Annotated in this window: 9 protein-coding genes; 4 read left to right on the top strand and 5 right to left on the bottom strand. The window is 40.9% G+C overall.

Features of this window, described 5'->3' with window-relative positions:
• Positions 1-284: 284 nt before the first annotated feature.
• From AAEY99_RS06175 to AAEY99_RS06165, 3 genes are all read left to right on the top strand, one after another.
• Positions 285-5,132, top strand: a complete 4,848-nt coding sequence (locus tag AAEY99_RS06175) for an NAD-glutamate dehydrogenase (protein WP_351009674.1) — start codon at positions 285-287, stop codon at positions 5,130-5,132.
• 61 nt (positions 5,133-5,193) lie between these two features.
• A complete protein-coding gene (gene pyrD / locus AAEY99_RS06170; protein WP_101086989.1) occupies positions 5,194-6,213 on the top strand; it encodes a quinone-dependent dihydroorotate dehydrogenase in 1,020 nt (339 codons plus the stop codon).
• A 168-nt stretch (positions 6,214-6,381) separates the two neighbouring features.
• Positions 6,382-6,915, top strand: a complete 534-nt coding sequence (locus AAEY99_RS06165; RefSeq protein ID WP_192115040.1) for a cell division protein ZapC — start codon at positions 6,382-6,384, stop codon at positions 6,913-6,915.
• 88 nt (positions 6,916-7,003) lie between these two features.
• Here AAEY99_RS06165 and AAEY99_RS06160 read toward each other — a convergent pair whose 3' ends face one another.
• From AAEY99_RS06160 to AAEY99_RS06140, 5 genes are all read right to left on the bottom strand, one after another.
• The gene (locus AAEY99_RS06160) at positions 7,004-7,753 is read right to left on the bottom strand and encodes an SDR family oxidoreductase (RefSeq protein WP_192115039.1); all 750 of its coding nucleotides are present in this window, start codon (positions 7,751-7,753) and stop codon (positions 7,004-7,006) included.
• 84 nt (positions 7,754-7,837) lie between these two features.
• Positions 7,838-8,581, bottom strand: coding sequence for a histidine phosphatase family protein (locus tag AAEY99_RS06155; RefSeq protein ID WP_351009669.1), 744 nt, complete (start codon positions 8,579-8,581; stop codon positions 7,838-7,840).
• A 2-nt stretch (positions 8,582-8,583) separates the two neighbouring features.
• Positions 8,584-9,651, bottom strand: coding sequence for a phosphotransferase family protein (locus AAEY99_RS06150; RefSeq protein ID WP_351009667.1), 1,068 nt, complete (start codon positions 9,649-9,651; stop codon positions 8,584-8,586).
• Entirely contained in the window at positions 9,651-10,484 is an 834-nt protein-coding gene (locus AAEY99_RS06145; RefSeq protein WP_101086993.1) for an SDR family oxidoreductase, read from the bottom strand. The genes AAEY99_RS06150 and AAEY99_RS06145 overlap by 1 nt, the downstream gene beginning before the upstream one ends.
• Positions 10,485-10,495: 11 nt before the next feature.
• On the bottom strand, positions 10,496-11,716 hold the full coding sequence (locus AAEY99_RS06140) for an acyl-CoA dehydrogenase family protein (protein ID WP_351009665.1): 1,221 nt from the start codon (positions 11,714-11,716) through the stop codon (positions 10,496-10,498).
• 173 nt (positions 11,717-11,889) lie between these two features.
• Between AAEY99_RS06140 and AAEY99_RS06135 the strand changes: the two genes are divergently transcribed.
• Positions 11,890-12,816 carry a LysR family transcriptional regulator gene (locus AAEY99_RS06135; RefSeq protein WP_174839640.1) on the top strand — a complete coding sequence of 309 codons (927 nt, stop codon included), beginning with the start codon at positions 11,890-11,892 and terminating at the stop codon, positions 12,814-12,816.
• The last annotated feature ends 98 nt before the right edge of the window (positions 12,817-12,914 follow it).

The raw sequence follows: 12,914 nt of genomic DNA, 5'->3' as shown, positions 1-12,914 counted from the left end.
TTATTTTGCATAGTTACTCTATGCAAACGACTTAAATGTCATTTTAAACGCTAATCTATGCTGCCGACTGGATTTATAGAGGATGTACCACTAAAATTTTCCTCGATATAGCAGCAATTTAGTAATAAACTTTGCACAAGATCTCAAATATGAGTTTCTTTTGTTAAACGAAAAACAGTTATTTACGTGCTACACACAAAATGACTCGGACCGACACAATCAACAAGCCGAAGCATCCATATAATGATAAGAGCGCTGCCATAGACGCTTAAGGAATCTGCAACATGGCCTTGAAAGATGCAATGCCTTCAGTACTACTGGAAAATGTAGTCAATTTAATTCACACAAAAATCCCTCATTCTCAAGCCAAACAAGTTGAGCAATTTGCCAATTGCCTCTACGCCCATATGTCAAAAGACGATCTCAATGCTCGTAATGACAGTGATTTATATGGTGCTGTAGTGAGCCTTTGGAATGCGCTGAATAAAACGGCCCAGGATCAAACCCACATCCGTGTATTTAATCCTAGCCAAGCAAAACATGGCTGGCAGTCAACTCACAGCATTATTGAGGTTATCCAACTTGATATGCCTTTCCTGGTTGACTCGCTCTCAATGGCGTTAAATCGAATGGGCATCACTGCCCATGTGATGTTACATACGCCATTAGCCGTTGTACGTGGTAATAACAACAATGTGTCAGATGTGTCATTTGTTAATGACACAACTGATAACAGCAATAATGTTGCTGTATTCTTGGTCGAAATTGATAAACAAAATAGTGATGCTGACATTAAAGCGATTGAAAAAGAAATTCAATCTGTACTTGCTGATGTCTCAGCGTCGGTCAATGATTGGCAATTAATGTCAGATACATTAACCGAGACTATTAAGCAATTACCTTCACGTCCATTCCCTGGTGATAAAACGGAATTGAAAGAGTCAGTTGATTTTTTAAACTACTTGAACAACCATCATTTCACTTTGCTTGGCTATCGTTATTACGATTTAAAACGTGTTGAAGGTGATGTTGAGCTTGTTCCTAATATTGAATCTAGCTTAGGGCTAATGAACCGTTCAAAAACCTCACACAGTGAGCGTGGTTTATTACTTTCAAGTTTATCTGATTCAGCCCGTAAAGAGGCATTAGATGAAAGCTTACTTGTTCTCACCAAGAGCTCTGCTAAAAGTCGTGTACATCGTCCGGCTTATGTAGATTATATTGGTGTTAAACGTTTCGATAAAAAAGGCAACGTAATCGGTGAAGATCGCTTCATTGGTTTATATGCTTCAAATCTTTATAACCGTAGCCCACGCGAAATTCCATTATTGGGCGAAAAGGTTCAGCGCATTCTTGATAATTCTGGGCTAACTCCGCGCTCGCATGATTATAAAGCGTTGATGAACATTCTTGAAAACTTACCTCGTGATGAGCTAATTCAAGCTAAAGATCCTGAGCTATCAAACATAGCTCATGGTGTTTTGGAAATGCAAGATCGCGATAAGTTAAAGCTGTTTGTGCGTAAAGACGGTTATGGTCGTTTCTTGTCGTGTTTAGTGTATGTGTCTAAAGACCGCTACAACACAAAGTTACGCCAAGACACTCAACGCATTTTGGCACAACATTTCCAAAGTAATGAAGATGTTGAATTCACCACGTATTTTTCTGAGTCTACTCTGGCTCGCACTCACTATATTATCAAAGTTGATAATAACAATATGGATGTTGATGTGGCCGCCATTGAAAAAAATCTTATTGAAGCCGCTCGCTCGTGGGATGACAAACTGCACACTGCATTAAACAATGCCGTTGGTGAACAAGCTGGAACAGGACTGACAAAGCGTTATTTAAATGCGTTCCCACCTAGCTATAAAGATGATGTATTACCAAGTTCTGCTGTGGTTGATATGCAGCATTTAGAAGCTTTGGATGATGATCACAAGTTAGGCATGTTGTTCTATCAGCCACAAGAGTCGGCGTTAAATGACAATAAAGTTCGCTTAAAACTGTTTCATAAAGACGAGCCAATTCATTTGTCTGATGTTTTGCCAATGCTAGAAAACTTTGGCTTACGCGTGATCAATGAACGTCCGTACGAAGTGAAAACCAATGATGGCGCGACATTCTGGATTTTAGATTTCTTAATGACAGTGCAAGGCGCTGCCACAGAGAATCTAGCCGACAGTCAAGACCGTTTCCAAACGGCTTTATTGCAAGTGTGGCAGAAGAAGTTAGAAGATGACGGCTTTAACCGCATGGTACTGTCAACAGGCCTCAGTGGTCGTGAAGTGTCTATTTTGCGTGCTTATGCTAAGTATATGCGTCAAATTGATGCAACATTCAGTCAGTCGTACATCGAAGAAACGTTTAGCCGTTATCCTAAATTAGCGGACTTATTGGTGAAAATGTTCATCCGTAAGTTTAACCCTAAACTAAAAACGCGCACCTTAAGTAAGTTCCTTGAACAGGTGAACATACAACTTGATGACGTTTCAAGCTTAGATGATGACCGTATTATTCGTCGTTACTTAGATTTAATTAACGCCACATTACGAACTAACTTCTATCAAACTGCTATTGGCGGAAAAGCGAAAGACTATATCTCGTTTAAATTTGCACCGAGCTTAATCCCAGAAATGCCTAAGCCGATGCCTAAGTTTGAGATTTTCGTGTATTCGCCTCGTGTTGAAGGTGTGCATTTACGCGGTGGTAAAGTGGCCCGTGGTGGTTTACGTTGGTCTGATCGTCGTGAAGACTTCCGTACCGAAGTACTCGGTTTAGTAAAAGCACAACAAGTTAAAAACACCGTGATTGTGCCTGTAGGCGCAAAAGGTGGTTTTGTGTGTAAGCAACTGCCGACAGAAGGTGGCCGCGAAGCATTATTCACTGAAGGGCAAGAATGTTACCGTATCTTTATCCGTGCGTTATTAGATATTTCAGACAACATTGTTAATGGTGAAGTGGTTCCACCCGCAGATGTTGTACGTCACGATGAAGACGATCCATATTTGGTTGTTGCTGCTGACAAAGGCACGGCAACATTCTCAGATATTGCTAATGCGATTGCGATTGAATATAACTTCTGGTTAGGCGATGCGTTTGCTTCTGGTGGTAGTAACGGTTATGACCACAAGAAAATGGGTATTACTGCACGCGGTGCATGGGAGTCGGTTAAACGCCATTTCCGTGAAATTGGTGTAGATTGCCAAACGACTCCATTTAGTTGTGTTGCGATTGGCGACATGGCTGGTGACGTATTTGGTAACGGTATGCTGTTATCTGAGCAAACTCAATTGGTCGCTGCATTTAACCATATGCACATCTTTATTGACCCTACGCCCAAAATTGCAGAAAGCTATGCTGAGCGTCAGCGTTTATTTGTACTGCCACGCTCAAGCTGGGAAGACTATAACGCTAAACTGATTTCTAAAGGCGGCGGGATATTCTTACGCTCTGCTAAGTCAATTAAATTGACACCAGAAATCAAGAAAATGTTGGACACTGACAAAGACACCATGAACCCAACTGAACTGATGAAAGAACTACTGAAAATGCCAGTAGACTTGATTTGGAATGGTGGTATTGGTACCTACGTTAAGTCGAGCAAAGAATCGCATGCTGAAGTAGGCGACCGTGCCAACGACACCTTACGTGTTAATGGTAAAGAAGTACGTGCAAAAATCATCGGTGAAGGCGGTAACTTAGGTTGCACTCAATTAGGCCGTATTGAATACTGCGCTAATGGCGGCCGTATGAATACCGACTTCGTCGATAACGTTGGCGGTGTAGATTGTTCAGATAACGAAGTTAACATCAAAATCTTCTTAAACACGTTAGTGGCAGAAGGTGAGTTAACCGTTAAACAGCGTAACCGTTTACTTGAAGACATGACTGACGAAGTCAGTGAAATTGTGATTAAAGATTGTAAAGATCAAACCCGTACGATTTCGGTTACCCAAGTGCATGGTGTGTCACAGCTTAAAGAGCAAATTCGTTTTATTCAGTATCTTGAAAAAGACGGTAAACTTGACCGCGCACTTGAGTTCTTACCAACTGATGACGATCTTGCCGAGCGTTTAGCCAATGGCCGTGCATTAACTCGTCCTGAGTTATCGGTATTAGTTGCTTACGCTAAAATGGTACTTAAAGAACAGCTCGTGACACCTGAAATCACTGAAGATGCATTTTTAAGTAAGTTATTAGTGGCTTATTTCCCTAAAAAGTTACAAGCAAAATACGCTGATAAAATGACCGCACATCCTCTACGTGGTGAAATTATTGCTACATCATTAGCTAATGAATTGGTTAATGATATGGGCTTTAATTTTGTACAACGTATGCAAGATGAGACCGGTGCAACAGTTGCTGAAGCGGCTATTAGTTATACTATGGCCCGAGAAATCTTTGGTCTTGATGAGTTAACCGCTTCTATTACTGAGTTAAATGGTGTTATTCCGGCACATGTGCAGGGTGAAATGCTACATCAGTTACGTCGTAATATGCGTCGAGCATGTCGTTGGTTTATTCGTCATCGCAATCGTGCTCATGATATTGATCAAACAGTGGCATTCTTTAAGCCTGTATTTGAACAGCTTAAAGCTAACGTTGACCAGTATATGATTGAAGCTGAAGTTAAAGTGATTTCTGCTGAAATTACTACTCTAGTAAAAGAAAATGTCCCTGAAGCAGTTGCACTAATTGTCGCTAAAATGAGTACATTATTCTCTGCGTTAGACATTGCACAAATTGCTCAAATCGAGAATAAGTCAGTTGATCTGGTATCAGAAACTTACTTCAAACTCGGTGCAAAAGTTGAATTACATTGGTTCTTAGAACAAATCAATGCTCAACCTGTAGCAAACCATTGGCAAGCACTTGCTCGTGCGGCATTCAGAGAAGAACTTGATTGGCAACAACGAGCATTAAGTTCTGCAGTATTACGTACTTGTACAGATACTTGTGATGCAGATAGTGTTATTAATCAATGGATTACATTAAACAAACCATTGCTTGAAAGATGGTATCACATGCTAGCCGACTTCAAGGTTTCTCAAACCCATGAATTTGCTAAGTTCTCAGTCGCCTTAAGAGAACTGAACTTGCTGATTTTGCATTGCGAAGGTCAGAAGTAGTTTTTATAATGTGAATAAGCCCTGGCGATTGCCGGGGTTTTTTTTAGGTCTAGGAGAAAACATGTTTTACAAACTCGCGCAAAAAGTAATGTTTCAGATGGACCCTGAGTTAGCCCACAATATCGCGATTGGCAGTTTGAAAATGACCGGAAACAATCTGTTAAATTGTTTCTATCGTCAACAGGTTAAATCTGCTCCTGTAACCTGTATGGGACTGACGTTCCCAAATCCTGTCGGCTTAGCTGCAGGATTAGATAAAGACGGCGAGTCAATTGATGCTTTTCATGCAATGGGTTTTGGCCATGTTGAAGTCGGGACAGTAACACCACGGCCACAAGCCGGTAACGATCAACCGCGTTTATTTCGATTAAAACCTGCCAAAGGCATTATTAATCGCATGGGTTTTAATAATAAAGGTGTCGATAATCTGGTACGTAATTTAATGGCCAAAAAGTCTGACATTATGGTTGGCGTGAACATAGGTAAAAATAAAGACACTCCAGTAGAGCAGGGTAAAGATGACTACCTAATTTGTATGGAAAAGGTTTATCAATATGCGAGCTATATTGCAGTTAATATTTCCTCTCCTAACACTCCTGGTTTACGTTCAATGCAATACGGTGAGTTATTAGATGACTTACTTAGCTCAATTAAAGCCAAACAAACTGAATTAGCCGCTAAACACGGTAAATATGTGCCAGTGGCGCTAAAAATTGCGCCTGATTTAAGCTCAGAAGAAATTAGTGCTATAGCTGATTCATTGATGAGTAATCAGTTTGATGGTGTTATCGCTACCAACACCACCTTAAGCCGCGATAATGTGGTTGGATTAAAAAATGCTGAAGAAATGGGTGGCTTAAGTGGCAAACCGTTGACGGATTTATCAACACAAGTGATCAAACAATTAGCGATCTGTTTACAAGGTAAGATCCCGATCATTGGTGTTGGTGGGATCAATAGTGCAGCAGATGCTTTAGCTAAATTTGACGCTGGCTCAACTATGGTGCAGATATACTCTGGTTTTATCTATCAAGGTCCTAAATTGGTTGATCAGATCGCTAGAGCTTATTGTAAAAAATAGTGACTAAAATATAACGTTATTGATCAAAAATCATGCCGCGATCGAATTTTAGATCATTCGATCGCGCTAACACTATGAAATTTATGTTATAATTTATAATTAAATTTTGATATTGGGTGAAAAATAAACTATTATGCACAAGTGTTCAACATTTAGGTGCAGATTGCCATGTTATTAATGCCAAACAAGGACTGGCATTGGGAATACAATGAAACTTGCAAGCAGCTAAGTATTTCATTGGGTTCCGAGATGGAGTTCTTAACCCCATACAAGACAAAACAATTAATTCCAGATGCGTTAACCGCAACTGAATTTAATCTTGAACATGCAAAATTCTACATTAAAATGCTCGAAACACTTCCTAAAGTGCTACACATCTCTGATGCAGGTATTGTACAAACCGCTTTAAATGCCACCGCTGCCCATTTTTTATTGCAATCACAAATGCCCAAGTCTTGGTTTTTCGACGTGAGTGATGAGTGTGTTTATTGCGAAGTCGGTAAGTTATTTCAACTTAATTGTGGTTATTCAAAAGTATTAGCATTAGTGGTTGATAATGGCTTACAAGCCGCAACAGTGATGATTCTATCGCAATACTGTCAGTTATCAGACAGCAAATCGCTAGTACAATTCGACACCATTAAAGTGATGCATAATCGTTTGCACCCATTGCGTAAAGCCAGACAAGTCGTGGCAGCTTAATGAATATCATTGAAGTTAATGTGCGTAATAAAATAATGCCAAACATAGAGTTTGGCATTTTTGTTTTAGCTCATTTTCTTAAAAAAATTTAACTCATTTTACGCAGCACACTAAGCGGCGCAATACGTAATACCCAATGCAAAATAGCCCATGGATAACTCGGTACATAAGCATTAGCTTTCTCTTTTTGAATCGCTTTCACCATAGCTTTACAACCTGTCTCGGTGTCGACAATAAACGGAACCGTTTTAACTTTTTCATTAATCTCACTGCGAATAAAGCCAGGGTGTATACACGTCACTTTTATTGGTGTGTTCATCACATCGATACGGATACCTTCAGATAACGACGTTAAGGCTGCTTTTGTAGCCGCATAAACGGTCATGGCACGTCTAAATCCACGCACTGCACTAATCGATGAAATAGTGACAAGATGGCCATTGTTTTGCTCACGAAAAATGGCCATCGCAGCTTCACACTGGGCAATGGCAGCAATAAAGTTAGTTTGCGCAGTTTGTAAGTTAGCTTCAAAAAAACCGCGACCAATTGCAGCACCTTTGCCCATTCCAGCATTAACAATGACGCGATCTAGTTGGCCTAATTCTTGTTTAAATTGACTAAATACTTCAAATACTTGTGGGTGGTCGTTCACATCAAGTGATTTAATTATCACCTGTATATTGGGATTAATCACCAATAATTCTTGCTTTAATTCTTCGAGGCGGTCTATTCGTCTAGCACACAAGGCTAGATTATGGTTTTGCTTAGCAAATTCAATTGCCATACCGCGGCCTAAACCTGAACTCGCCCCAGTGATTAATATGTTTGTCCGTTTCATAATGTGCTCTTTATTTTTGTTTTAATTGTTTTGCTAAATGTGTTGAGCATCGTCACTTAACGATACTCACAAAGTGAATATAACTTAAATCAAGCTGCATAAATGGCGTTGCTCCCCATCAAAAAAGCTATGCTCATTTAAGGTAATTAAACTCAGTCGTTGTCGTTTTAACTGTAATTGGCTCACACCGCAATTAACTAGCTGTTTATTGATATTAAAAAATTGACCTTCTGGTACTGATAATATTTGCATTATCGCGGCACTAATTACGCCACCAGAGGTGAATACAAACACAGTGTCATTGTCATTTGTCTGCTCGATCAGTTGTTGTAATCCTTGGCTTACACGTTGAGTAAAGTGTTGCCAAGATTCGTTATAGTTATAGTTATAGTTATCGTTATCGTTATCGTTATCGTTATCGTTAGCGTAATTTGATTGTTGTTGCCATTGCTCAATGGCTTGACTAAATAATTCGATAAAGGCCCTGGTGGGTGAAGCTTGTTGTTGAAGGTAATGCTTCATCGCTTCTGGATTGGCTAAGTCTGGTCGATAAACCGCAATCACATTTTCATGGTCAAACTCATTCCAAAGAGTACTTATCTGTAATGACTCATTCAATAAAAGTGGTGACAACGTCGATAAACAAGCATCACGAGTTTGTTGATGACGAGTCATGTTGCCGCAAATAACATGGTTAGGTTGAATTAAGCGTTGGTTAAAATACTCACCCAAATGCCTTGCTTGGCTATGGCCTAAACTTGATAAGTTGTCATAGTTATTAGCGCCAAAGCTTGCTTGCCCATGGCGGATTAAATAAATATTCGCCACGGTTATCCTTTTTGCTTCATTGCACGTTTACAGCGCCACAACAAATAATGTGAAAAAATCCAAAATTGTTTGAATGCAGTGTTGCGTGTTTGTTTATGGTGATAGCGATAATAAATTTGCTGCACTATGCCTGCTAAACGGAATAAACCAAATACTTCATAAAAGCGAAAATCTTCAATAGTGATGTCCATTTTGTCACAGTAATATTTCACCACTTGCTCGCGAGTGAGCATGCCATCAAGGTGTGTGGGTTGGCGGCGAGTCATTTGAGCTAAAAAGTCATCATCGGCTTCAACCCAATAGGCGAGGGTATTGCCCAAATCCATCAATGGATTACCGAGTGTTGCCAGTTCCCAGTCAAGTATTCCATTGACCTTACTGATGTCATCTGGATCTAACACCACGTTATCAAACCGAAAGTCATTGTGGGTTAGGCAAATGGTTTCTTGTGCTGGTTTATGTTGTTGTAGCCAAGTCATCACACTTTTACCAGAGGGCACATTCCAAGTTTTAGCTTGAGTGTAGCGCTGGCTCCAGCCATCAATCTGACGCTGAGTATAACCTTCGCCTTTGCCGATGTGGTTAAGGTTAGCGGCATCAATATCCACTTTGTGTAACTCGATTAAACAATCAATCACATTGGTGCAAAGGGTTCTGGCTTGTTGTTTATCGACTTTTAAGCCTTTAGGAAGATTTTGTCTTGGGATAATGCCATTGAGCTTTTCCATGACATAAAACTCAGTCCCTAAGACATTGTCATCATCGCAATGTACCAGCATTGCAGGCACATAAGGGTACACGGGTTTAAGTGCTTGCTGTAATCGATACTCGCGCCCCATGTCGTGAGCACCTTTGGCTTTGGTGCCTTTAGGTGCACGGCGTAAAATAAGCTCGCGATTAGCGTAGCTTAAACAGTAAGTCCAATTGGATGCACCGCCAGTGTACTGGGTTATGGTTAACTCACCTTCAAGCCCATTAATGTGCTGTTTTAACCACGGATCGATAACCGCTGCGTCAAGCTCCTCGCCGGTACGAACCGTTTTAGCTTTATCAAGATATTGTTGGTTCATTAAGCTTGTTCCTCCCTTAACAATTGCCTAAGACGCTGTGTTTGTTTTAACACTAGTTTAAAATACCAATGTAAAGGCAATAAACGTTTTAACTGATAAAGCCGTTTGCCTTGTTGATGTGTCAGTAATAGAAATTGTTTGTTCTTTTCGCCTTGATAGGCGATATCTGCCACTTGTGTTGCATTGATAGGTGACTTATCAAATAGCTTACCCATGAGTTTTTCCATGGTTGGTAATTGGGTGCGTAAGCTAGTACCAAGATTTGTTTTAAAAAAGCCAGGGCATAACACGCTAACATTAATATTGTCATCGGCAAGTTCTAAGCGCAACGTTTCTGACAACGATACCACAGCCGCTTTTGATGCATTATAACTGGACATAAATGGGATTGGGGTTAAACCCGCTTGTGATGCCACATTCACAATACTGCCAACACCTTGTTGTTTAAAAAGCGGTACAAATTGCTGACACATGTTAACGATACCAAATAAGTTGATTTCCATAATCCAACGCCATTGCAACATAGGTTCAGCTTCTATTTTATCTGCAGAAGCCACGCCGGCATTATTGATTAATACATCGATATGTTGCCAACGCTCATTCAGTACTTTTACGAGGGCTGTAATGCTGTCTGTGTTGGTGATATCGCAAGGCACGAAAAAAGCCTTGCCTCCTAACGCTTCGATTTCTTGGCACACCTGTTCGCCAGCTGGTTGATTAATATCAGCAACGCACACTTCGGCATGCTGACTCGCCCATTTAAGTGCAAGTGCTTTACCTAAGCCCGATGCCGCGCCGGTGATCACCACATGTTGTTGTTCTATTGGTTTCATTGTTATCACCATTATTGGTACTTTGCTAACTCAAGTCGCGACACCATGGCCATATGCACTTCATCCGGTCCATCGGCTAAACGTAAACTGCGGGCCATAGCTGCAAAACCTGCTAATGGTGTGTCATGGTTCATGCCTGCACCACCATATATTTGAATCGCCATATCGACGACTTGGGTCAGCATATTCGGGACAACCACTTTAATTGCAGAAATATCGGTCATGGCGTGCTTGACGCCTAAGTTATCAATTTTCCACGCGGCATTAAGTGTCAGTAATCGAGCTTGCTCTATTGCCATGCGCGCTTGGGCTATACGTTCAAGATTACCGCCTAATTTGATAATAGGCTGACCAAAGGCGATTCGAGATTTACCGCGCTCAATCGCTAATGATAAGGCTCGTTCTGCTGCGCCAATCGCGCGCATACAGTGATGAATACGACCGGGGCCTAATCGACCTTGAGCTATTTTAAAGCCTTTACCTAAACCCATAATGACATTACTTTTGGGCACACGAACATTAACGAGCTCCATCTCACCATGGCCATAAGGTGCATCATAATCACCATAGGCGGTTAGCATACGTGTGATGCTGACCCCAGGCGTGTCCATCGGCACCAATACCATGCTATGACGTTGGTGTTTTGGTGCGTCGCTATGAGACAGTCCCATAAAGATCATGATCTTACTATTTGGATGGCCCAAACCCGTTGACCACCATTTGCGGCCATTGATGACAACATCATCACCGTCTTCAATAATAGTGGCTTGCATATTGGTGGCATCCGACGAAGCCACGTCAGGTTCTGTCATCGCAAATACTGATCGGATTTCGCCAGCTAGTAGAGGTGTTAACCATTGTTGCTGTTGTTGCTTATCACCAAAGTGATAAAGCACTTCCATGTTACCGGTATCTGGTGCATTACAATTGAAGATTTCTGGGGCCAGAAGCGATCGCCCCATTGCTTCAGCTAAGGGGGCGTATTCAACACAAGTCAGCCCTTTACCTAATGTGGCATCAGGTAGAAATAAATTCCATAATCCTAGTGCTTTTGCTTGAGCTTTAAGTGCTTCTATTTGCGGTAACAGTTGCCAACGAGTCCAATCGCAACTGTGATTGATTCGTCTATTTTCTGCGAGTAATTCAGCTTCAATTGGGAGGATATATTGATTAATAAACAACGTTACTTTCGCTAAATATTGTTGTGATTTTTCTGTAGCGTAGATATTCATTTAAGCATCCTGTGTGACGTAAGCCTCAGTTATTGTCAGCATGTGACCAAGCTATTGTTAAGAGTTCAGCATATCGCAGTATTTTGAGTGAATGAAATGAAATAACATGCTAGGTTGTAATGAATGCTATTCATAGATGTGTGTGGCAAATTCATTTAACAATAGAGGTCAAGATGGCAGATACTAAAGCAATTCAGCAGCTTGACCTTAATTTGTTGAAAATATTTGAAGCGCTTTATTCTGAACAAAACATGACTTTAGCGTCAAAGTCGTTGTTTATAACGCCATCAGCAGTAAGCCATGCGATAAAACGATTACGTTTAGTGTTAAACGACCCGCTATTTGTACGCCAAGGCCTGCAAATGCAACCGACAGCTGCTTGTCAACGTATGGCTCCGCAACTTATAAGTGCGCTAAATCGAATAAGGCAAATATTGCAGCAATGTGGGGAGTTTGACCCGCTTACTACGGAGCAAACTTTTAAAATAGCCATTCATGAGGCCCTAGAAAGCCAAATAATGCCGACGCTGATTAAGCAAGTTTCGCAGTTAATTCCGCATGCGAAAATAGCCAGTATGTCATTATCTCGGGAAAATATAGCGCGTCAATTAGCCAATGGGGAGGTGGATTTAGCCATTGATGTTGCGCGAGCGGTGAATGCCCCTTTAGCCCATAAAACTCTGTTGTCAGATCCATTTTGTGTGTTGATAGACCGTCGACAACATGCAATGTATTTAGAGCCTAGTACGAAGCTGACTCCAACCGACTATGCCAATGCTGAGCATGTAGCAGTATCGAGCAGGCCCACTGGCCGAGTAATGGAAGATATTTTGTTACAACAACAAGGTATTAATCGGCACATTAAATACCGATGCCAGAGTTACCAAACAGCCGCGAAAATTGTCATAGGGTCGCCTTTTATGTTGACCTTACCGCGCTCTTTAGCGGAGCAATTTACACATCCAGATTTACATGTGTGCACAATGCCATTTGAACTACCGGACATTGATACCCATTTATATTGGCACATGAATACTGAGACCGATCCCGCTTTTGTGTGGTTAAGAGCACAAATTGAGATGGTTATTGTTGCGAAGTAATCATCTTTATTGCGGAATAGAAACGCTATTGAGCAGAAATATCGATTGGCATATCGAACCAGATCAAGCTGCATTATTACGATAGATGCAGCATGGAG

The organism is Shewanella sp. S1-58-MNA-CIBAN-0166, assembly GCF_040310085.1.
Lineage (GTDB): Bacteria > Pseudomonadota > Gammaproteobacteria > Enterobacterales > Shewanellaceae > Shewanella.
Note: the sequence above shows the minus strand (reverse complement) of the source record. Positions and strands in the feature narration are given on the sequence as shown.